The sequence below is a fragment of the Streptomyces sp. NBC_00078 genome, from assembly GCF_026343335.1.
Classification (GTDB): Bacteria; Actinomycetota; Actinomycetes; order Streptomycetales; family Streptomycetaceae; genus Streptomyces.
The window spans coordinates 5,874,801-5,896,574 of the sequence record NZ_JAPELX010000001.1 but is presented as its reverse complement, the minus strand read 5'-3'; the positions used below and the strand labels follow the sequence as shown (position 1 = coordinate 5,896,574).

The 21,774-nt window shown below is 69.8% G+C and carries 20 protein-coding genes; 9 read left to right on the top strand and 11 right to left on the bottom strand.

What is annotated here, in order from left to right; genetic code table 11:
* Positions 1-146: 146 nt before the first annotated feature.
* The 5 genes from OOK07_RS27790 to OOK07_RS27770 all read right to left on the bottom strand — a co-directional run bounded on the left by OOK07_RS27790 (position 147) and on the right by OOK07_RS27770 (position 3,737).
* The gene (locus OOK07_RS27790) at positions 147-797 is read right to left on the bottom strand and encodes a hypothetical protein (protein WP_266799156.1); all 651 of its coding nucleotides are present in this window, start codon (positions 795-797) and stop codon (positions 147-149) included.
* Between the two features lie 178 nt (positions 798-975).
* On the bottom strand, positions 976-1,296 hold the full coding sequence (locus OOK07_RS27785; protein ID WP_266799154.1) for an MFS transporter: 321 nt from the start codon (positions 1,294-1,296) through the stop codon (positions 976-978).
* A 191-nt stretch (positions 1,297-1,487) separates the two neighbouring features.
* Positions 1,488-1,898, bottom strand: a complete 411-nt coding sequence (locus tag OOK07_RS27780; RefSeq protein WP_266799152.1) for a RidA family protein — start codon at positions 1,896-1,898, stop codon at positions 1,488-1,490.
* Positions 1,899-1,938: 40 nt separating this feature from the next.
* The gene (locus OOK07_RS27775) at positions 1,939-2,700 is read right to left on the bottom strand and encodes an IclR family transcriptional regulator (RefSeq protein ID WP_266799150.1); all 762 of its coding nucleotides are present in this window, start codon (positions 2,698-2,700) and stop codon (positions 1,939-1,941) included.
* Positions 2,697-3,737, bottom strand: a complete 1,041-nt coding sequence (locus tag OOK07_RS27770) for a sugar kinase (protein WP_266799148.1) — start codon at positions 3,735-3,737, stop codon at positions 2,697-2,699. The genes OOK07_RS27775 and OOK07_RS27770 overlap by 4 nt, the downstream gene beginning before the upstream one ends.
* Positions 3,738-3,872: 135 nt before the next feature.
* On the opposite strand from OOK07_RS27770, the gene OOK07_RS27765 reads away from it, so the two are divergent.
* Positions 3,873-5,150 carry an amino acid deaminase gene (locus OOK07_RS27765; protein WP_266799146.1) on the top strand — a complete coding sequence of 426 codons (1,278 nt, stop codon included), beginning with the start codon at positions 3,873-3,875 and terminating at the stop codon, positions 5,148-5,150.
* An 8-nt stretch (positions 5,151-5,158) separates the two neighbouring features.
* The gene (locus OOK07_RS27760; protein ID WP_266799144.1) at positions 5,159-6,784 is read left to right on the top strand and encodes an N-acyl-D-amino-acid deacylase family protein; all 1,626 of its coding nucleotides are present in this window, start codon (positions 5,159-5,161) and stop codon (positions 6,782-6,784) included.
* 19 nt (positions 6,785-6,803) lie between these two features.
* Here the strand turns inward: OOK07_RS27760 and OOK07_RS27755 are convergent, their stop codons facing one another.
* Entirely contained in the window at positions 6,804-7,649 is an 846-nt protein-coding gene (locus OOK07_RS27755) for a S1 family peptidase (protein ID WP_266684298.1), read from the bottom strand.
* A gap of 303 nt (positions 7,650-7,952) precedes the next feature.
* Here OOK07_RS27755 and OOK07_RS27750 point away from each other — a divergent pair, with 303 nt between their 5' ends.
* Complete coding sequence (locus OOK07_RS27750) at positions 7,953-9,164, top strand: pyridoxal phosphate-dependent aminotransferase (protein WP_266799142.1); 1,212 nt, start codon at positions 7,953-7,955, stop codon at positions 9,162-9,164.
* A 72-nt stretch (positions 9,165-9,236) separates the two neighbouring features.
* The gene (locus OOK07_RS27745) at positions 9,237-9,653 is read left to right on the top strand and encodes an SCO4983 family protein (protein WP_266799140.1); all 417 of its coding nucleotides are present in this window, start codon (positions 9,237-9,239) and stop codon (positions 9,651-9,653) included.
* A 225-nt stretch (positions 9,654-9,878) separates the two neighbouring features.
* On the opposite strand, the gene OOK07_RS27740 is transcribed toward OOK07_RS27745, so the two are convergent.
* Positions 9,879-11,702, bottom strand: coding sequence for a phosphoenolpyruvate carboxykinase (GTP) (locus tag OOK07_RS27740; RefSeq protein ID WP_266684294.1), 1,824 nt, complete (start codon positions 11,700-11,702; stop codon positions 9,879-9,881).
* Positions 11,703-12,043: 341 nt separating this feature from the next.
* Here OOK07_RS27740 and trhA point away from each other — a divergent pair, with 341 nt between their 5' ends.
* From trhA to OOK07_RS27715, 5 genes are all read left to right on the top strand, one after another.
* The gene (gene trhA / locus OOK07_RS27735; protein WP_266684292.1) at positions 12,044-12,790 is read left to right on the top strand and encodes a PAQR family membrane homeostasis protein TrhA; all 747 of its coding nucleotides are present in this window, start codon (positions 12,044-12,046) and stop codon (positions 12,788-12,790) included.
* 218 nt (positions 12,791-13,008) lie between these two features.
* A complete protein-coding gene (locus tag OOK07_RS27730; RefSeq protein ID WP_266684290.1) occupies positions 13,009-13,149 on the top strand; it encodes a hypothetical protein in 141 nt (46 codons plus the stop codon).
* 11 nt (positions 13,150-13,160) lie between these two features.
* Positions 13,161-13,796 (top strand): TetR/AcrR family transcriptional regulator, encoded by a 636-nt coding sequence (locus OOK07_RS27725; RefSeq protein ID WP_524540323.1) that lies wholly within the window; start codon positions 13,161-13,163, stop codon positions 13,794-13,796.
* Positions 13,797-13,829: 33 nt separating this feature from the next.
* Complete coding sequence (locus OOK07_RS27720) at positions 13,830-14,555, top strand: Mut7-C RNAse domain-containing protein (RefSeq protein WP_266684286.1); 726 nt, start codon at positions 13,830-13,832, stop codon at positions 14,553-14,555.
* A gap of 66 nt (positions 14,556-14,621) precedes the next feature.
* A complete protein-coding gene (locus OOK07_RS27715) occupies positions 14,622-14,813 on the top strand; it encodes a hypothetical protein (RefSeq protein ID WP_266684284.1) in 192 nt (63 codons plus the stop codon).
* Between the two features lie 50 nt (positions 14,814-14,863).
* Here OOK07_RS27715 and OOK07_RS27710 read toward each other — a convergent pair whose 3' ends face one another.
* Genes OOK07_RS27710 through OOK07_RS27695 form a run of 4 tightly spaced genes read right to left on the bottom strand, consistent with a single transcriptional unit; the run spans position 14,864 to position 21,616 of the window.
* Positions 14,864-17,281: a galactose oxidase family protein gene (locus OOK07_RS27710; RefSeq protein ID WP_266799135.1), complete on the bottom strand. Its 2,418-nt coding sequence runs from the start codon at positions 17,279-17,281 to the stop codon at positions 14,864-14,866.
* The gene (locus OOK07_RS27705) at positions 17,278-18,597 is read right to left on the bottom strand and encodes a glycosyltransferase (RefSeq protein ID WP_266684280.1); all 1,320 of its coding nucleotides are present in this window, start codon (positions 18,595-18,597) and stop codon (positions 17,278-17,280) included. The genes OOK07_RS27710 and OOK07_RS27705 overlap by 4 nt, the downstream gene beginning before the upstream one ends.
* Positions 18,594-20,252, bottom strand: coding sequence for an ArnT family glycosyltransferase (locus OOK07_RS27700; RefSeq protein ID WP_266799132.1), 1,659 nt, complete (start codon positions 20,250-20,252; stop codon positions 18,594-18,596). The genes OOK07_RS27705 and OOK07_RS27700 overlap by 4 nt, the downstream gene beginning before the upstream one ends.
* Positions 20,249-21,616: a glycosyltransferase gene (locus OOK07_RS27695; RefSeq protein ID WP_266799130.1), complete on the bottom strand. Its 1,368-nt coding sequence runs from the start codon at positions 21,614-21,616 to the stop codon at positions 20,249-20,251. The genes OOK07_RS27700 and OOK07_RS27695 overlap by 4 nt, the downstream gene beginning before the upstream one ends.
* Positions 21,617-21,774: the final 158 nt, after the last annotated feature.

The following is a 21,774-nucleotide window of genomic DNA, read 5'->3' as shown; positions in this document are numbered from 1 at the left end:
GCATATATGCACGCGCCGGTCACACCCGCGAGTGCACTTTGCCGGAGGCCTGTGCGCGGGTTACGGGCATGCGTACACTGCGCGGCCGACGACCGAAAGGTTCACGCCCCGGCCCCTCGGAGCGGGGAAAAGCCCCAGTGCTGCTGCTAGTTGGCGTCCTCTTCCGAGGCGCCCTCGGCCTCGGTGTCCTTGGCCCCGGTGGCCTCCGCCGCCGTGGCCTCCGCCGCCGTGGCCTCCGCCGCCGTGTCCTCTTCCTCGGTGCCCTCTTCCTCGGCGCCCTCTTCGAAGTAGGCGTCGAGGACCGCGTCCAGCTGTTCTTCCCACTCGTCGAAGCGCGCGCGGGCCGTCGCCTCGATCTCGAGCGGGTACCAGCGGCGGTCGGGGGTGTGGACGGTGATGGTGAACCGCTTGCCGAAGCGCGGGGATTCGGTCTCCACGGCGCCGATCTCGTCCCAGCGGAACTCGCACTCCTGGTCGTCCAGGGTGAGCCGTACGCCCTTGTGGTCGGCGACGATCTTCGCGCGGCGGTCGGAGGCCTCGAAGACGGGGCCTTCGGGAGCCTCCTCCTCGCCGTCCACGGAGGCGTCGCCGTCGGCCGGTTCTCGCTCCGCGGCCTCGGTCTTCGCTCCCTCGGGCCCGGCGTCCTCGGGCTGGGACTCGATGTCTTGCGCCTCTGCCTCCTCCGGTTCCTCGGACGCGGGTGAGGTGAGCCCGGGGATGAATGCCGGGTCGAACCCGGCGCCCTGCACGGGCTCCCCCTTCAGGGGCTGGCTGTTCGATCCTATGCGCTGCTCCACAGCGGGCAGTATGGTCGAAGATCCTGTGCCGGTCACAGCCAGCCCCAACTTCGTTATCAGACGCCTACACGCACACGCCCGGCACCGCGGCGTCGTACGGCGGGAAGACCGCTGGAGCGTATGTGGCCGGGGCGCGCGGCGAGCAGGCCCGCGATGGCCTCCGGCACCACCAGAGCGATCAGGACGGCCACGGGCACCCGCCAGCCGTGGCTGACGTCCAGCAGCGATCCGCCTGCCGCTCCCGGCGCCTCGGGGGGCGTCCCGCGATGCGTGCCGGCCGCCGCGGGACGCCCCCCGGGGCGGCGAGCAGCCCCCACACCATCGCGGCCAGAGCGGCGGGCACCGCCCACACCGCGAGGGCGAACTGCCATCCGGCGGCGGCGCACAGCGGCACCGCGGCTCCGGCGGCGAGTGCGCCGAAGAGGGCCATGAGCGTCATGGTGAGACCGGTGAACAGGCCGGTCCGCCGGGCGAAGTGGTCCTTGACGACCGCGGGCATCAGCACGTTCCCGACGGCGATCCCGGCGCCGGACAGCACCGTTCCGGCGAAGAGCGCCGCCGGCCGAGCGCGATGGAGGAGAAGGTGGCCGTCAGGATCAGGATCAGCGGGGTGCCGATCGCGGCACGGCACCCCGGGAAGGAGGGGCACCGCACCGTGATGACGTACGGGGTGCGGGAGTTGGGGGAGCGTCAGCCGAGGACGGCCAGCGCGTCGATCTCGATGAGGAGCCCCGCGGGCAGACCGACGTACACCGTCGTGCGCGCGGCGGGCGGCTGGGTGAGGCCCTGCTCCTCGAAGTAGGTGTTGTAGATGCCGTTCATCTCGGCGAAGTGGTCCACGTCCGTGAGGTAGACGCGGATCATCATCACGTCGTCCCAGCTCGCGCCGCCCTCTTGGAGGATCGCCTTGACGTTGGCGAGGGTCTGGAGGGTCTGCTCGCGCAGGGTCGGGCCGGCGGGCGTGGGGGCCTTGCCCTCCTCGGCGGGCAGGAAGCCGACCTGCCCTGCGACCTGCAGGATGTTGCCCTTCTTGACGCCGTGGGAGAACTTCGCGGGCGGGGTGGTGTGCGTCTTGGGGGTGAGCGCGATCTTCTCGGTCATGCGATGCCCTTCATTGCGATGCCCTTCGTTGCGGGGGTCTTCATTCGGTGTCCTTCACGGGCGTTCGTCCCGAGTACTCCCCGCTGATCGCGTCGGCCGTGCGGCGCACCAGCGGGAGCAGGGTGAGGAGTTCGTCGGCGGTGACGACGACGTTCGGCGCGGAGACCGACATCGCGGCGACCACCCGGCCGTCGGCACCGCGGAGCGGCGCGCCGACGCAGTTGATGGACTCCTCGTGGCCGCCGAGGTCGGTGGCCCAGCCCTGGTCGCGCACCTTCGCCAACTCCCTTAGAAAAGCAGGGGCGTTGGGGGTGGACCGGGCTGTGTACATGGGGTAGTCGAGCTTGTCGGCGACGGCCCGTCGCTCGCCTTCGGGCAGATCGGCGAGCAGCAGCTTCGCCACCGCCGCGACGGTGATCGCCACCGGCTTCCCTATCCGCGAGTACATCCGGACCGGGTACCGGCTCTCCACCTTGTCGATGTAGAGGACCTCGGACTCCTCGTACACCGCGAGATGGACGGTGTGCCCGCACTGCTCGTTGAGGCGGACGAGGTGGGGGTGCGCGATCTCGCGGATGTCAAGGTTCTCCATGGCCTCCTGGGCGAGCGCGATGAGGCGGGCGCCGAGGCGGTAGCGCTGGTCGGACTGGCGGTAGACCAGGCCGTGCTCGTGCAGCGTCCTGAGCAGCCGCAGCGCCGTGGACTTGTGCACGCCGAGCCGGTCGGCGACCTGGCCGAGGTCGGCGGGCCCCTCGGCCAGCAGCGGCAGGATGCTGAGCGCGCGGTCGACGGTCTGGCTCATGGCGTACGTGCCTCCTTCTCGGCCCGGTCGCTGGCGTGATCGACGGCTTGTTGCGTCCAGCCGGGGCCGAGTCGAAGTCTCCCCCACGCGTCCTCGTCGAGGGCCGCGAGGCGGTCGGCGTGGTCGCGGGCGGGGGGCGCGGCGAGGTCGCCGGGGGCGGTGAGGGCGGCGGCCGCCCAGAGGTGGCCGTGGCGCAGACGGGCGTGAACGGGCAGCCCGCGCAGGGTCGCCGACAGGAAGCCGGCGGCGAAGGCGTCCCCGGCACCGACGGCGGCCACCACGTCCACGCGCGGGGCGGGAACGAAGGTGACGTTCCCCTTGTCGAACACGGTCGCCCCCCGGCCGCCCTGCTTGACGACGAGCACCCCGGGATCGGGGAAGGCGGCCCGGACGGCCTCGGCGCCCCGCAGCGCCCACACGTCATCGGCCTCGTCCTCGCCCACGAACACCAGGTCGGCGCCGCGCGCCAGTTCCAGCAGCACGCCGGGCCCGTCGGCCTGCCGCCACACCGCGGGCCGGTGGTTGATGTCGAAGGAGACGAGCGGCCGCCCCGGACGGGGCGCGGTCAGTTCACGCACCAGGCCGAGACAGGCATCGGACAGCATCGGCGTGATCCCCGACAGGTGCAGCACCCGCCCCGCCCGCACCGCGTCCAGGTCCGTGTTCCCGGCGGCCATCGCGGAGGCGGCCGACCCGGCACGGTAGTAGGCCACCTCGTGGGCGTCGGTGGCCCGGTCACCGGCCGTGCGGAAGTAGATGCCGGTCGGCCGCGCCGGGTCCCGTCGTACGGCGCTGACATCGACGCCGTGGGCCCCGATCGCCTCGACCAGGTGATCGCCGAACCCGTCGGCGCCGACCCTGCTCACCCATCGCGTCGAGTGCCCGGCAGCCGCGAGCGCGCACGCCACGTTGGACTCCGCACCGCCGATGGCGCGGTCGAAGGAGGAGACGTCGGCGAGGCGGCCCGGGCGGGTGGGCAGGAACGTGACCATGGACTCGCCGAGCGCGACGACGTCCACGACATCGGGGGCATTCACGATGGTCGTGGCTCCTTGTGGTCCGGGGTCGAGGCGGCTCCATTGACCCGGCGTTGGCCTGGATGTTAGACAGCGGTAAGCGACATACGCAATGGACGTTGCAGATGCTGCAACACACCTGATCAGGGAGGCCCCGTGTCCCTCGACACCGGTACCGAAGCGCTCGCTCGCCTCGCCGAGGAGCGCGTCGACCACCGCTTCAAGGGCCTCCCGCCGGACGCGGACGGCCTGACCGTCGGCGAGCTGGCCGCCCAGCGCCGCAACCTCTTCACCGACGGCTTCGCAACCCCCGTACTCGCCCTGTCCGCCGAGCGCCTGGAGCACAACCTCGCGCTCATGGAGACCTACGCGGCCCGCCACGGCCTCGTCTTCGCCCCGCACGGCAAGACCTCCATGGCACCCCGGCTGTTTCGGCAGCAGATCGAGCGCGGAGCGTGGGGGATCACGCTGGCCGTGCCGCACCAGGTGCGGGTGGCGCGGGCGTTCGGGATCCGGCGGGTCTTCCTCGCGAACGAGCTCGTGGACCCCTCGGCCCTGCGCTGGATCGCCGGCGAACTGGAGTCCGACGGCGACTTCGGCTTCGTCTGCTACGTCGACTCGGTGCGCGGCGTCCGGCTGATGGACGCGGCCCTGCGGGGGACGTCCCGCCCCGTGGACGTGGTGGTCGAGTTCGCCGCCGGCGAGGGCGCCCGTACCGGTGTCCGTACGGAGGCGGAGTGCGCGGCGGTCGCGGACGCGGTGGCGGCGGCCGGGACGCTGCGGCTCGTCGGTGTCGCGGGCTACGAGGGCGAGGTCCCCGGGGCCGACCCGGAGCGGGTGCACGCGTGGCTGCGCCGGCTGGTCGCGCTGGCCGTGGACTTCGACAATGCCGGGCGGTTCGCGGGCCTGGACGAGATCGTGGTGAGCGCGGGCGGCAGCGCCTGGTTCGACGCGGTGGCCGACGTGTTCGCCGAGGTTCCCGCACTTTCCGCGCCGGTGCTGAAGTTGCTGCGCTCGGGGGCCTACGTCTCTCACGACGACGGCCACTACCGCAGGATCACCCCCTTCAACCGCGTCCCCGGGGAGGGCGCCCTGGAGCCGGCCTTCCGCCTCTGGGCACAGGTGGTCTCCCGCCCCTCCCCCGAGCAGGCCTTCGCCAACGCGGGCAAGCGGGACGCGGCGTACGACCTGGACCTGCCCCTCGCGCAGGTCGTCCGCCGGGACGGCGCCGAACGCCCGGCGACGGGTGTCTCGGTGACCGGCCTGTCCGACCAGCACACCTGGCTGCGGACCACTGCCGAGGCGGACCTGGACGTCGGAGACTGGGTGGGGATGGGTCTGTCCCATCCGTGCACGTCCTTCGACAAGTGGCAGCTGATCCCGCTGGCCGAGGCGGACGGCACGGTGGTCGACTACATCCGCACGTTCTTCTAGGAGGAGTCGTGGAGCAGCTCGTCTTCCGGGACGCGGACGTGGTGGACGGCAGTGGTGAGCCGGCCTTCCGCGCGGACGTGGTGGTCGACCGCGGCAGGATCGTGTCGATCGTCAAGGAGGCCGCGGCGGCGGGCTGCCAGCGCCCGAAGGCCATGCGGGAGCTGGACGCCGAGGGGCTGGTCCTCTCCCCCGGTTTCATCGACATGCACGCCCACAGTGATCTGGCCGTCCTGCGCGATCCGGACCACAGCGCCAAGGCCGCACAGGGGGTCACCCTTGAGGTCCTGGGCCAGGACGGGCTGTCGTACGCACCCGTGGACGACCGCACGCTCGCCGAGGTGCGCCGGGCGATCACCGGCTGGAACGGCCACGGCGACGACATCGACTTCGACTGGCGCTCGGTGGGTGAGTACCTCGACCGGCTGGACCACGGATTCGGGGGCCGGGGGATCGCCGTGAACGCCGCCTACCTGATCCCGCAGGGAACGGTCCGCATGCTGGCCGTCGGCTGGGAGGACCGGGAGGCGACCGGGCGGGAACTCGACCGCATGCGCCGGCTGGTCGCCGAGGGCATGGAGCAGGGCGCGGTCGGCATGTCGTCCGGGCTGACCTACACACCGGGCATGTACGCCAAGGGCTCCGAACTCACCGAGCTGTGCAGGGTGGTGGCCTCCTACGGCGGCTACTACTGCCCGCACCACCGCTCCTACGGCGCCGGGGCCCTTGAGGCGTACGAGGAGATGGTCGCCCTGACCCGGGAGGCGGGCTGCTCGCTCCACCTCGCCCACGCCACGATGAACTTCGGTGTGAACGAGGGCCGGGCACCGGAGCTGCTGACCCTGCTGGACGAGGCCCTCGCGTCCGGTGCGGACATCAGCCTGGACACGTACCCCTACACACCCGGCTGCACCACTCTGGTGGCGATGCTGCCGAGTTGGGCCGGCGAGGGCGGCCCGGAGGCGATCCTCGGGCGGCTGGCGGACGAGGGGACCGCCGAGCGCATCCGGCACCACTTGGAGGTCGTGGGCGCGGACGGCTGCCACGGCGTACCCATCGACTGGGACACGATCGAGATCTCGGGCGTCACGGATCCGGGCCTTGGCGACTTCGTCGGACGGACGGTCAGGGAGTCGGCGGAGCTGCGTGGCGAGTCGCCGTGGGCGACGGCCCGCCGCCTGCTGCTGGAGGACCGGCTGGGTCCGACGATCCTGCAGCACGTCGGACACGAGGAGAACGTCCGGGCGATCATGCGGCACCGGGTCCACACCGGCGGCTCGGACGGCATCCTCCAGGGCGCGAAGCCGCATCCGCGGGCCTACGGCACCTTCCCGCACTATCTCGGCCACTACGTACGGGAGTTGGGCGTGCTGTCCCTTGAGGAGTGCGTCGCGCACCTGACGTCCCGTCCCGCCGCACGGCTGCGGCTGCCGGACCGGGGTCTGGTCCGCGAGGGGTACCGGGCGGACCTGGTCCTGTTCGACCCGCAGGCGGTGGCGGCGGGATCGACGTACGGGAATCCGCGCACGCTCCCGACGGGCATTCCGCATGTCCTGGTCGACGGGCGGTTCGTGATCGAGGACGGCCGGCGCACGGATGTGCTGGCGGGGCGGGCGGTCCGTCGCAGTCCCATGTGACGGAACGCCCCACCGCGCACTACGGCTTGGGCAGGACGCATCCGCTCTTGCTGAGGTCGAGCTTGTTGCCGGCGCCGAAGCAGGCCGGGATCTGGTAGGTCTCCTCGGCGTAGTTGATGCCCTTGCGGACCGTCACGTTGCCGCTCTGGTCGACCTCGCAGGGGTTGTTCTCGGTGCAGCGCTCACCGTCCTCGTTGCCGGTGTTGTTGACGGCGACGACCTTGCCGGTGGCGTTGTCGATGACCGGCGAGCCCGAGGTGCCGCCGATGGTCTGGCAGGCGGAGGTGTAACGGACCGAGTCCTTCCAGGTCCAGTCGCCCTCCTTGATGCGGTAGACGAAGCCGTCGACGTTGCAGGCGTACGTGCGCTTCCAGTAGCCGGAGACGACGGTGATCGCGGTGCCGGCGGTCGGGTGCGTGTCCTGCAGGGTGAGCGGGCTGATGCCGTACGAGCTCTTGATCGCCGCGTAGGTGGTCGTCAGCCGGTAGATCGTGACGTCCGTGTCGGTCATGGTCGAGTAGACGACCTGGTTTGCCCGGAGCGTGGCGATCTTGCTTCCGGAGGAGTTCAGCAGTCCGAAGGTACGGCTGGAGGACTGGCCGGTGATGACCTCGCCGGGCTCCGGGAAGCCGGTCTCCAGGCAGTGGCCGTTGGACATGACGAGCGCCGGGTCGGAGTCCGCGGAGTTCGGGAAGCGGATGACGGAGCCGGAGCAGTTGCTGAGCGAGACGGTGCCGGCGAAGTTGACGGCCCTGGCGGCGGGCGTGGCGGTGCCGTTGGTGGACACCGGTGCCGCGACCGCTGGTGCCACGCCGGCCCCGGCTATCACCAGGGCGAACAGCGCGGCGCCGAGAGGCTTCTTCATGTGGGGGTCCCCTCTTGCGACTTGGGCGACCGGAGATTTTCCGGCCGCCCATATTTGACATGTGCATTCTGAAGGGAAAGGGATGACTGGGCAAGGATTTCTTTCCGGCGGGGGCGCCTTCGGCCGCGGGTGGTACACGTTCGGCGGCCCGTTCACCCACTCGGGCGGACCGGGCATGACCGCAGCTCACGGAGGCGCATGGGACCCCTGGGGCCGCCATCGGCGATAACCACCCAAACCGCCGCGTCTCACGTGGTGGAAAACACGGCCCAAGAGGCGTTACCGGGCCGTAAGCTCCCAGACATGCAGGTGATCCAGTCGACCAAGCTCGCCAACGTCTGTTACGAGATCCGGGGCCCGGTGCTCGAGGAGGCGATGCGGCTGGAAGCGGCCGGGCATCGGATCCTCAAGCTGAACACCGGCAACCCGGCGGCGTTCGGCTTCGAGTGTCCGCCCGAGATCCTCGAGGACATCCTCCGCAACGTGTCGACGGCGCACGGCTACGGCGACGCGAAGGGCCTGCTGGCCGCGCGCCGCGCGGTCGTCATGCACAACCAGACCCTCGGCATCGAGACGGACGTCGAGCACGTCTTCGTAGGCAACGGCGTCTCCGAGCTGATCGTGATGGCCATGCAGGGCCTGCTCGACGACGGCGACGAGGTCCTCGTACCGTCGCCGGACTACCCGCTGTGGACCGCAGCCGTCTCCCTCTCCGGCGGCACGGCCGTGCACTACCGCTGCGACGAGCAGTCGGACTGGATGCCCGACCTCGCGGACGTCGAGCGCAAGGTCACCGACCGCACCAAGGCGATCGTCATCATCAACCCGAACAACCCGACGGGGGCCGTGTACGACGAGGCGATGGTCAAGGGGCTCACCGACATCGCACGCCGCCACAACCTGCTGGTCTGCTCGGACGAGATCTACGACAAGATCCTCTACGACGGCGCCACGCACACCCCGACCGCGAAGGTCGCCCCGGACCTGCTGACCCTCACCTTCAACGGCATGTCGAAGGCGTACCGGGTGGCCGGCTACCGGGTCGGCTGGATGTCGATCTCCGGCCCGCGCGCGCACGCGGACTCCTATATCGAGGGCCTGACGATCCTCGCGAACATGCGCCTGTGCGCGAACATGCCGGGACAGCACGGCGTGGTCGCCGCGCTGAGCGGCCGGCAGACGATCAACGATCTGGTGCTGCCGGGCGGACGGCTGAAGGAGCAGCGGGACGTCGCGTACGAGCTGCTCACCCAGATCCCGGGCGTGACCTGCGTGAAGCCCAAGGGCGCGCTGTATCTCTTCCCGCGCCTCGACCCCAAGGTCTTCAAGATCAAGGACGACCGGCGGATGGTGCTGGACCTGCTGCGCCGGGAGAAGATCATGGTCGTGCAGGGGACCGGGTTCAACTGGGTGGAGCCCGACCACTTCCGGGTCGTGACCCTGCCGTCGGTCGGGGATCTGCGGGACGCGGTCACCCGGATCGGGAACTTCCTGGACGGCTACGGCCAGCCGTAGATCTTTTGCGCCGACTCAACTTTAGACGAAATCTAAGCTAGGATGGTTTCCTGACAGCACGGGAGGCCATCCATGTACGAACCGATCCGCACCAAGTCGGTCCACAGCACGATGGCCGGCACGCCCTCCGACTTTCCGCACCGCTCCCGCGAGGAGGAGCTGGACATCCAGCTCGCGGGTCATCTCGCGGCGCTCCTCGCCGTCACGGACGAGCTGCGGACCCTGGCCCCCGCCGAGGACCTGGACATCGCGGCCGAACGGCTCGCCGCGCAGGTGGCCCGGTTGCGGGGCGGGATGACGCCGGTCCGCATGTCCGTGGCAGCGTCCGACGTCGACTCCATGGTTCTGCACCAGCGGGCGCACGCCCTCGCCGGACGCGCCCTGGTCGTGGCGGCGTCCCGTGCCGACACAGCGGCCGCGATCCTCGCCGCCGAGCAGATGGACGTACACGCGGCGGCCCTGGAGCCCCGCGAACTCGCGTCCCACTGAGCCCCCGGGCTCCCCTGCCGACGCGGTGTCGTGGCGCCGCAGAGGTGATGGCGGAAAAAGACGAAGGCCTGTCGTCGCCTTCCCGTCGGGGCGGACGGGAACGCGACGACAGACCCTGAGCCCCGCACGCCGTTGTGCGGAACCTCGCCGGTCGGTCACCGCGACCGGCCGTGACGATCTGTGGTCAGGGCACATCCCAACCGGCCGCGGAGTCTCGGTGCGGGCTCAGCCCAGGCGCTCGACCAGCGCGCGGTACTCGTCCCACAGTTCCTTCGGGGTGTGCTCGCCGAAGGTGTTGAGGTGCTCGGGCACCAGCGCGGCCTCCTCGCGCCAGACCTCCGTGTCGACGGTGAGGAGGAAGTCCAGCTCCTCCTCGGAGAGGTCGAGGCCCTTGGTGTCGAGGGCGCCCTTGGCCGGCAGGACGCCGATCGGGGTCTCGACGCCGTCCGCCTTGCCGTCGAGGCGTTCGACGATCCACTTCAGGACGCGGCTGTTCTCGCCGAAGCCGGGCCAGACGAAAGTGCCCTCGTCGTTCTTGCGGAACCAGTTGACGTAGTAGATCTTCGGCAGCTTGGACTGGTCCTTGTCCTTCGCCACATCGATCCAGTGACCCATGTAGTCGCCCATGTTGTAGCCGCAGAACGGCAGCATGGCGAAGGGGTCGCGGCGCAGTTCGCCGACCTTGCCCTCGGCGGCGGCGGTCTTCTCGGAGGCCACGTTGGCGCCGAGGAAGACTCCGTGGTTCCAGTCGAAGGACTCCGTCACCAGCGGGACCGCGGTGGCGCGCCGGCCGCCGAAGAGGATCGCCGAGATCGGCACGCCCTTGGGGTCCTCCCACTCGGGCGCGATGATCGGGCACTGGGCGGCGGGGGTGGTGAAGCGGGCGTTGGGGTGGGCGGCCGGGGTCTGGGACGCCGGCGTCCAGGAGTTGCCCTTCCAGTCCGTCAGATGGGCCGGGGTCTCCTGCGTCATGCCCTCCCACCAGACGTCGTTGTCGTCGGTGAGCGCGACGTTGGTGAAGACCGAGTTGCCCCACAGCGTCTTCATCGCGTTGGCGTTGGTGTGCTCACCGGTGCCGGGCGCGACACCGAAGAAGCCGGCCTCGGGGTTGATCGCGTAGAGGCGGCCGTCCTCGCCGAAGCGCATCCAGGCGATGTCGTCGCCGATCGTCTCGACCGTCCAGCCGGAGATCGTGGGCTCCAGCATGGCGAGGTTGGTCTTGCCACAGGCGGAGGGGAACGCCGCCGCCACGTACTTCGGCTCCCCGTGCGGCGGGGTGAGCTTGAGCACCAGCATGTGCTCGGCGAGCCAGCCCTCGTCGCGGGCCATCACGGAAGCGATGCGCAGGGCGTAGCACTTCTTGCCGAGCAGGGCGTTGCCGCCGTAGCCCGAGCCGTAGGACCAGATCTCGCGGGCCTCGGGGAAGTGCGAGATGTACTTGGTGGAGTTGCACGGCCACGGGACGTCCGCCTCGCCCGGGGCGAGGGGGGCGCCGAGGGTGTGGACGGCCTTCACGAAGAAGCCGTCGGAGCCGAGTTCGTCGAGGACCGGCTGTCCCATGCGGGTCATCGTGCGCATCGATACGGCGACGTAGGCGGAGTCGGTGATCTCGACGCCGATCGCGGAGAGGTCCGAGCCGAGGGGGCCCATGCAGAACGGGACGACGTACATCGTCCGGCCCTTCATCGAGCCACGGAAGACGCCCTTCTCACCCTGGAAGACGGCCCGCATCTCGGCGGGGTCCTTCCAGTGGTTGGTCGGGCCGGCGTCCGCCTCCTTCTCGGAGCAGATGAAGGTGCGGTCCTCGACGCGCGCGACGTCGCTCGGGTCGGAGGCCGCGTAGTAGGAGTTCGGGCGCTTGATCGGGTCGAGTTTCCTGAACGTGCCCTTCGCGACGAGCTCTTCGCACAGCCGCTCGTACTCGGCCTCGGATCCGTCACACCAGACCACGTTGTCCGGCTGGGTCAGTTCTGCGATCTCGTTCACCCACGAGACCAGTTCCTGATGCTTGGTGGGGATGACGGTGGGAGCCGCGTTGTCGCGCGCCACGATTGCTCCTAAAATGAGGGATTTTTTGTTGGAGGCCCCGTGGGGGCTGCGGCCCGGATGCTTCGTGGCTGGATCCTCAGCGCTCATCCGGTGCCGACCGCACTCATATGATCATGCGACGCGGGTGCCCATATGTCCAGAGGGCCTCACAAGTGAGCGGAGTGGGGATCGTCACGCCCCGCCGTGTTTCCCAGCGTGTTTTTACGTGCACGTTGAGTTCATCTGACGGTTCTTTTGCCTGATGGCCGCGTACCCAACTCCCGTGAGAGGATGGCCACTCTTGACCAGCTCTCGGCCCGTACACATCTCTGACTTACGGTTCCGTAGATACGATTGAGCGCATGACTGCGCCTGTCCCCGACGCGCCCACGGACATGCCGGCCGCCGGCCGCGATTCCGGCGCCCCCTCCCTGCCACACCAGATGAAGCAGCACGCCCAGCAGCTCGCCGAGCCGATCAAGCCGAAGCTCCGCGGCTGGCTGCATCTGGGCATGTTCCCGGCCGCGCTCATCTCCGGCCTGGTGCTCACCGCCCTCGCCGACTCGTCCAGAGGGCGGATCGCCTGCGGGATCTTCGCCCTGACGGCCTGCCTGCTGTTCGGCGTCAGCGCGCTGTACCACCGGGGCAACTGGAGCCCGCGCATGGACGGCATCCTGCGCCGACTCGATCACGCCAACATCTTCCTGATCATCGCGGGCACCTACACACCGCTGACGATGCTGCTGCTGCCGGGCGCCAAGGGGCAGTGGCTGCTGTGGGGCATCTGGGGTGCCGCGGCCGCGGGCATCATCTTCCGCGTCTTCTGGGTCGGCGCCCCGCGCTGGCTCTACACCCCCTGCTACATCGCGATGGGCTGGGCGGCCGTCTTCTTCCTGCCGGACTTCATGCACACCGGAGGCATCGCGGTGCTGGTCCTGGTGATCGTGGGCGGTCTCCTCTACAGCGCGGGCGGCGTGATCTACGGCATCAAGCGGCCGAACCCGTCACCGCGCTGGTTCGGCTTCCACGAGGTCTTCCACTCCCTCACGCTGGCCGCGTTCGTCGTCCACTACGTGGGCATCTCGCTGGTGGCATACCAGCACGGGTAACCGCTCCACCGCCTTCTCCATGGCCACGGCCCTCCAGCCGTGGCCATTTTTCATGTCCCGATACCACCCGACGATTGACAGCGACTACATTTTGAGAGCCACTCTCACTTAATGCCCACTGTCGCTCAGATGGAGAAGAGGCTCTCATCGCCGGGCAGGCGGGCCCCGGCCACGCGGCCCGGCCGGCGGCCTCAGCGAACGGCGCGTACGTCCACGGCATGAGCGTCGTCCCGCTGGTGTGCGGCGTCGCGGCTCTCGTGGCGGCGCTGCCTGCAGCGGCCCTCCTGCCGGGGACGGGCTGCGGGCGACCGGTGGGACGCCCCGAACCGGACATGGCCACCGCCTCGGAGGATGACTGACAATGAACCCCATGACGGCCGCACGATCATCCTTCTCCTCCCCCGCCGACCGCCCTCGGCCGGGCCTGCGGGAACGCAAGAAGATCAAGACCCGCGAGGCGATCCGCGCCGCGGCATACGGGCTGATCAAGGAGCAGGGGTACGACGCCACGACCGTCGAGCGGATCGCCGAGCGCGCCGAGGTGTCGCCTTCGACCGTCTTCCGCTACTTCCCGGCCAAGGAGGACATCGTCCTCACGGACGAGCACGACCCGCTGATGGCCGAGGAGTTGCGCGCCCGGCCGGCCGGCGAGCCGTGGATGGACTCGGTGCGGCACGTGATGCACCTGGCCATCGACGCGAACGACCGGGAGGACCCCGAGGTGACCCGCATGCGGGCGCACCTCGCGGTCCAGATCCCCGCCGTCCGCTCCCGCATGGTCGAGAGCATGTCGTCGACCGGCCGCATGCTCCGCCAGGCCATCGGCGAGCGCCACGGCCTGGACCCGGACGGCATCGAGGTCCGCGTGTACGCGATGTCCTTCATCGCCGGCCTCATGGAGGCCTCCATGTACTGGGCCGAGAACGGCTTCGAGGACGAGCTGGGCGACCTCGTGGACCGCGCCCTGGACGTCCTGGAGCGCGGCCTCCCCACTCAGAACCGCTGAGCCCGGCGTCCCCTCCCGTGACATCCTGACCGGGTGAACGGTCCCGAGATCCACGTCGAGTTCGCCCCCGACCTGGCCCTGTTCGTCCCGCACGAGCGCCGTAGCGCCGCCACCGCGCTCGTCACCGACGGCGTCTCCTCGCTCGGCCATGTCGTCGAGTCGACGGGCGTCCCGCTGACCGAGGTCGGCACCCTGTGGGTGAACGGCCGTGAGGTACCGCTGTCGTACGTCGCCGCCGCGGGCGACTGCGTGGAGGTCCACTGCGTCGACCGCCCCCAGCGGGTCCCCGGCGCGCCCCTCCGCTTCCTCCTCGACGTCCACCTCGGCACCCTCGCCCGCCGTCTGCGTCTCCTCGGCGTGGACACGGCGTACGAGTCGACGGACATCGGCGACCCGGCCCTGTCCGCACGCTCGGCCGCCGAGCAGCGGGTCCTGCTCAGCCGCGACCGGGGCCTGCTGCGCCGCCGCGAACTGTGGGCCGGCGCCTACGTCTACAGCACCCGCCCCGAGGACCAGCTCCGGGACGTCCTGGACCGGTTCCGGCCCGAGCTGAAGCCGTGGACGCGGTGCACCGCCTGCAACGGACTGCTCAAAGAGGCCACCAAGGAGGAGGTCGCGGACCAACTGGCGGGCGGTACGCACCGGTCGTACGACGTCTTCGCGCAGTGCCAGGACTGCGGGCGCGCGTACTGGAAGGGCGCGCACCACGAGCAGCTGGTGGCCATCGTGGAGCGGGCCCTGCAGGAGTTCGCGGGCTAGTGCCCCGACAGGCAACGTTCGCCCCGGGGCCGTTTCCCGTGCCGTGTACCGGGTAGCGCGACCCGCATGGCTATTTTGAGTTTCCTCAGCAGTCTCAGGGCCAGGCGCGCGCAGCAGGCCGAACAGCGGCGCAACGAGGCGATCCTGAAGGCGAACGCGCTGGGTGCCACGCCCGAGCAGGCGCGACGAGCCGGCGAGCGTGCGGCCCGCGGGAACACGAACGCCGCGATCACGGGCGCGATCAGCAGCGGCAGCTGACGGAGCGGGGCGGACGGCACGGGCCGCCCGCCCCGCCGGTCGTGAAGGGGCTACCGCTTCTTCAGGTCCGCCTTTCCGCACGCGAGGCCGTCCTTGCTCGGGTCGAGCCCCAGCGGGTCGTCACCGCCGTTGACCTTCAGACGGCCGTAGTCGTTCTTCTTCAGCCAGTCGCAGCGCGCGGCCGTCGTCTTCTTCACGCCCTTCGGGAAGGCGGTCGGCACGCACACGTTGACCGAGCCGTAGTGCCGGTCGCAGCCGGAGACGGTGACGGACACCTGCTGCGAGGTCCGCTTCTTGCCGGGCCCGGTCACCTTGCCGGACAGGGAGTCCGCGAAGGAGTGGACGTGCGCCTCGGCGGTGTCGGCGCTCAGGGCCTGCGGACCCTGCAGATGCACCCACTTCGCCACCGAGGGCACCCCGCCCGCGTCGACCGCGAAGAGCATGTACCAGCCGGGCGGGGCCAGGCTGGGGTTGCTCGTCACGTTCAGGTCGACGTTGTTGCCGTCGACGGACAGCGGCAGGTCCACGAACCGCTGGTTCGGGTCGGACGAGTGCGTCACTGCGGCCGGGCGGATCAACTCGGCCTTGGCGATGGGCCGGTCGACCGTGATCCGCTGCGTGTCGCCGTAGTTCCACTCGGTGTCGATCACCGAAGTGATCGTCGGACGCGTGCCCTTGAGCAGATAGGGCGGCGTGTAGATCGACACGTTGTGGTTCCAGGTGCCGTTGCCCGGGTTGTCACCGGTGGCCATCACACGGCCGTCGGGGAGCAGGAACGCGGACGAGTGGTAGCCGCGGGCCTCGGGGTCCGCGGCCACCGGGTCGAAGGTGTTGCCGGCCGGGTCGTAGATCGACGCCTCGAAGACCGGGTTGGCCCGGTTGTGCAGTCCGCCGCCCGTCTCCAGGACCTTGCCGTCGGGCAGCAGTACGGCGGAGACGTACATCTTGCCCTGGCTGCCGGTTTCGGGCACCTTGCCGTTTCCGAGGTCGACCGTGCCCTGCGGGACCAGCGGCCCGGCGACATAGGCCGGGTCGGCCTGCTTGAGGTCGATCACGTCCGTCAGACGGTTGCCCTCCGGATTGGAGTCGATGTTGCCGCCGCCGATGGTGAGGACCTTCTGGTCCTGCGCCGGCGGCAGCAGCACGCTCGCGGACTGGTCGCGCTCGTCCTTCTTCTGCAGGCCCGGGACCTGCGTGACCGTGTTCGCGCCGTAGTCGTAGATCGCGCTGCCCGTGCCCGGGATGTTGTTGCCGAAGACATGGCTGCCCGAGTAGAAGAGGCGGCCGTCCTGCATCAGGATCATCGACGGGTACAGACCCCAGTACGACCAGGTCTGGTTGACCTGCCACAACGCCAGCCACTTCTGCTGGGCGTCCGACCAGTACTCGGCGGTCACCGAGCCGGTCGAGTCCTCGCGCAGACCGCCGAAGGACACGACGTCGCCGTTGCCGAGCTCGGTCGCCGACGGGTACCAGTGGCCGTCGTTGAGGTCGTTGGTCTTGCTGTACGTCTCGGTCTTCGGATCGAAGATGTACGAGTCCTTGTAGCCCTCGTAGCCGTGCCCGCCGGCGACCGGGAACGCCTTGTTGCCGCTCAGCACCAGCACCCGGCCGTCCTGCAGCTGGATGTGGCCGGAGCAGAACATGTCCTTCGGGGTCGGGATCACCTTGTAGGTGCCGTCGGCCGGGTTGTAGACGGCCGACGTGAACGTGCCCGCGTTGAAGTTCTCCTCGCTGTTGCCGGACCCGGCGATCAGCAGCACCTTGCCGTTGCTGAGGACGACGGAGTGCATGGAGCGGACCGGGTTCTGCGTGGGCAGCACGTCCCAGCGGCCGTTCGCGCACTGGTCGGCGGTGCCCGTACAGGTGGCGGGCGGTGTGACGTCCGGGACCTGGTCCATCGTGTAGTCGTCGGTGGTCGCCGAGCCGGTGCCGTAGACCGAGACACCCCAGGTGATGCGGTCGGTACCGGCCGGGACCTCGGGGGTGCGGACCGTGGCCTGCGTCCAACTCCCCTGCATCTCCAGGGTTTTGAGGTCGGTCCAGTACTGCCAGCCGGCCGTGCTGTCGTGCCGGAACAGGGTGATGTTCGCGTCCGGCGTGGTCGTCTTGTACCAGAGCCCGAGGTCGTACTGCTTGCCCGCCGTGACCACCGGCGCGCACTGGGCGGACTCGGTGATCAGCGCCTTGCGGTCGCCCTCGACGCGGCGGGTGAGTGACACCTTCATCGCCTTGGAGCCGCTGTGGGCGTCATTCGTCGTCTCGAAGGTGAAGTCGTTGTCACCCCAGCCGGACCTCTCCCAGCAGGACGGCATCCCATCGGTGCCGGCCGTCTCGAAGCCCGCGTTCTTGACGAGGTTGGCGGCCTCTGCGGACTGGGGTGAGGTGAGAAGCAGACCGGCGGTCAGGGTCCCCACCCCGACCAGTGCGGTCCTTCTCCGGTGCCTGACCCAACTGCGTCTGTTCACGCGGCTCTCCTTGTTGCACCAGGACTGCCGCGCCCCCTGCGCGGCAGATAGACCAGCGCTTCGGTCCCCACGAAGCGCAGGACGAACGTCGTCACCAGCGCGAGCGCGGTGGCGGACAGGGCACCCATCCCGAACCGGTGCACGAACAGCGCGATCAGCGGGATGCGCAGCACCAGATCGGCGTTGGCGAGCAGCGCGAACCGGCCGACGCGGTCCCACCAGCGACGGTGCTGCCGGCGGTCGCGGAACAACAGGTGCTCGATGAGTACGAAGTTCCAGGCGACGCCCAGCTGGTTGGCGAGAATCTCGGCGGGGACGTAGTGCAGCCCCACGGCCATCAGCGCCCACAGGCCGGCCAGGTTCGGCAGGAATCCGCTCGCGCCGATCAGGCCGAAGCCCACCATGCGGGCGAGGGGCGAGGCGGTGCGCAGACCGACCAGATGGCGCAGGAAGCGGAAGCCTTCCTGCGCACTCGACTTGGACTCTCCCGCGAACCGGTCCTGGAAGACGAACGGCACCTCGGTGACCTGACGCGGACGGCTGCGGACCGCCAGCTCCAGGAGGATCTTGTAGCCGAGCGGCTTGAGGGCCTCGGCGGTGATGTCGCTGCGGCGGATCGCGAAGAAGCCGCTCATCGGGTCGCTGATGCCGTGCAGCTTGCGCGGGAACAGCGACTTGGTCAGCCAGGTCGCCCCGCGCGAGACCGCCACCCGGTAGTTGCCGGCGAGCCCGGCCCGGCTGCCGCCCTTGATGTAGCGGGAGGCGACCACGAGTCCGGCGTTCGCGCGCTCGCCGGTGGCCACCAACTCCGGTACCAGGGACGGCGGATGCTGGCAGTCACCGTCCATGACGACGATCCAGTCCGACCCGGCCGCCTTCATGCCCTCGACGACCGCGCCGCCCAGCCCTCCGACGGGCTCCTCGCGGTGCAGCACGGTCACCGGGAACGGGCAGTCCCTGGCGGCCTCGTGGATGACCTCGGGGGTGTCGTCGGTGGAGTCGTCGACGAAGACGACCTCACACGGCAGCCGGGAGGGCACCGACTCGGTGATCTGGTGCAGGAGTTCACGGACGTTCGCGGACTCGTTGTACGTCGGTACGACGATGGTGACGGCACCGGGCTCGGCGACTGCTTCCTTTGCCGCGGTTCGCCTCCGGGGCGCTCCAGCCGGTGTCGAGACCGTGACCGTGCTCAACCCTTCGGGCCTCCGCGCGCTCGCGCTCTCGACACCGGCGCGCCCCTTCGGCTCGCTCGCGCAGGCGCCGCGTACGGCGGGGTCGTCGAGTTCTCCGCGGGCGGTGTACTCGTGGGTCATCGGGTGCCTCCATCAGCCGTGCCGGTCGTCTGGATCTGCCGGATCTCGATCCGGTCCGCACCCGTACCGAACGTGGCGACCGGGGCCGAATGCTCAATGGCCGCCTTGACGTTGGGCAGATCCACGGCGTCGCGGCGCACCGTGGGGGAGGCGACGACGTAGTCGAGGTCCTTCCAGCCGTGCGGCATCGTCTTGGTCACCGCGGGGTCGAGGTCGGCCTTGTAGAACCAGATGACGCCGAGTCCTGGCCGGTATCCGCCGTGCACCAGGTCGAGCCAGAGCGCGTCGTCGACCAGGACGCGGGTGCCCTTCGGGTTCTCGACCTTCGTGGTCAGCCATGTGGAGGCGGCCCGGTAGGGGGCGTTGGCGTCCATGGTGACGGCGGTGCGGTCACCCTCGTACCACTTCGGGACGACGTAGGCGCCGGCCGCGAGGGCGAGGACGGCCGCGAGGGCGTACCGGCCGCCCGTCCTCCATCGCTGCTCGTCGGTCCGCCGCCACCTGCGCAGCACCGCGTGGGCGACGGAGGCGGTGCCGCCGGCGAGGACCAGGGCCAGGAACGGCAGTGCCTGGATGACGTACATCGCGGGCAGGTAGCCGTTCGGGCGCATGGCCAGTGCGGTGAGGATCGCGACCGTGAGGGCCGGCCCGGCGAGGGCGCGGGCGGTGACCGACCAGCGCCAGGTGGCCACCAGCAGCAGCGCGCCGGCCAGGCCGCCGAGCGGCAGGACGCGGTCGTAGTAGAGCCACGAGTGCAGGACGCCGTGCGAGCCGGAGTTCTGATCGAGGATGAATCCCGAACCCGGCCTGGTCATCTGGTACTTGATGCCGTCCCAGAGGGAGACGTGGCCGCCACCCGGGACCAGCTCGCCCTTCAGCAGGGCGAAGAGCGGATAGCTGAAGCCGATCAGCACGCAGGCGGTGACGGCGCCGGTCACCGCGAACTTCCGGGTGTCGCGGTGGCTGTGCCGGCACATGGTGACGAACAGCGCCGGCAGGACGACGAGCATCGTCTCCTTGGTGAGCACGGCCGTCGCGGCCGCGAGACCCGCGCCGAAGTGGTGCCAGAGATGACGGCTCGGGGAGGCGGCGAGGGTGAACGCGAGGAGCGTCCACATCACCGCGATGTTGTCGAGGAAGATCTCGCGCTGCAGGACGACCGAGAGCGGCGAGAGGCCGAACAGGGCCATGGCCAGCCCGGCGGCCCAGCGCGGCAGCGACAGCCGGCGCGCGAGGACGTAGACGAGGACCGCGCTGACCGCGGAGACGACCAGCATCGCGGTCCGCATGCTGCCGACGGTCATCGAGCCGGGGCTGAGCCAGGACGGTATCCAGGTGAGCACGGCTATCTGGATCCAGCCGAGCGGCGGGTGGTCGTACCAGTACGTGTAGTGGGCCAGGCCCTTGCCCTGCTGGACCGCCCAGGCCTGCGCGAGGTAGGTGCCCTCGTCGTCGCTGAGCGTCGGGTAGTCGGCGATGTTCCAGCCCTGCACGACGACGATCGCGACCAGGAGCGCGCCGCACAGGAGGAGGTCGGGGCGAGAGGTTCCAAGACGCCGGGGCGGGGCCGTTCGACCGGCCGAACCGGGCTCAGGCGCAGGCTGCCACTGCGCGGGGACCTTCGGAGTGGTCACCGCGGGAAGGGTGGAGGTCACGCAGGGACGTCCTCTCGGATGTCACGGTTCGAGCCGGCTTCGGCGTGGGCGTCGGCACGGGTTTCGGCCCGGTTTTCGGGCCGGTTTTCGGGCCGGTTTTCGGGCCGGGTTTCGGCCCGGGTTTCGGCCCGGGTGAGGTGTGCGCCGACGTGGCTGGTCAACTCCCAGTCGTTGCGGCCGCGTTGCTCACGCCATACGGCGCGGATCGCGGCCCCCGCGAGGAGGACCTGGTAGAAGGGGCCGCCCACGACCAGCTTCAGGTAGTGCACGGGGCGGACGCGGAGCCCGTACTGCTTGCCGAAGTCGTGCAGTCCGACGACCTCGAAGACGAAGGTGACGGCGGCCGTGACCAGCGGCAGGAAGGTGAGGAAGGCGATCCCGACGGGCACGTCGAGGAAGAGTGCGACCGCCGCGTTCAGCGGGATGACCACGCCGGAGAACGCCTGCAGGAACGGCGTCATCAACGTGTACCGGGCGAGCATCCGCTGGCCGAGGCCCGGGAGCTGCTTCCAGTCCTTCTTCCGGTAGACCTGCAGGAAGCCCTGGTTCCAGCGGGTGCGCTGCTTGAGCAGCGACATCAGCGAGCCTGGGGTCTCCTCCCGGGTCACCATGTCGGAGTCGTAGGCGACGACGACCTTCTTGCCGACGCTGGACAGCCGCACTCCCAGGTCGCAGTCCTCGGCAAGGCAGTCGGGATCCCAGCCGTCCGCTTCCCTGAGCACGTCCGTCCGTACGAAGACGGTGTTGCCGCCGAGCGGGATGAACCCCTTCTGCGCGTGCAGATGCAGGCGGGAGCGGAACCAGAAGAAGTACTCCAGGCAGTTGCGCAGGGAGTACCAGCTGGAGTGGAAGTTGATGAGCTGGACGCCGCCCTGCACGACATCGGCACCCGTCGTCCGGAAGGCGTGGTCGACGTGGGCGAGGAGCTCGGGGTGGACCTGGTCCTCGGCGTCGAAGACCCCGACGACATCGCCGCGGCAGTGCGGCAGCGCCGTGTTCATGGCCTTCGGCTTGTTCTTCTTGTCGTGGGTGTCGACGACGACCCGCACGCGCGGGTCTCCTTCGGCGGCCTTCTCGGCCACCGCCGTGGTCTCGGGGTCGTCGTGCCCCACGATCACGATGATCTCGAAGTCGGTGTGTGTGGACTCCAGCAGCCGCTGGATCGTGTGGTCCAGCACGGCCTGCTCATGCCGTGCCGGCAGCAGCAGCGAGAACGAGACGTGCTCGTCCCCGTCCGGTCTGCTGAAACGGGTGGAGGCCAGCACTTCGGGCGTACGCCACGCGTGCATCTGCCACCACAGGGTGAAGGCCGCCATCCAGAACAAGGCCAGCGAGACGGCAGCGATGAAGACAGACGTCAGCAAAAGATCCCCCCAGATCCCCAATGCCCCCTGACGCGACGTTCAGTCACTCTTGTCGCGTCTCGGGGCAGACATTAGGGGGGATCTGTGAAGAGCGCAGGCTATTTCAATGAAGAGCGCGTTTCGTCACAACGATGCCCCAGAGTGAACAATTCGAACAC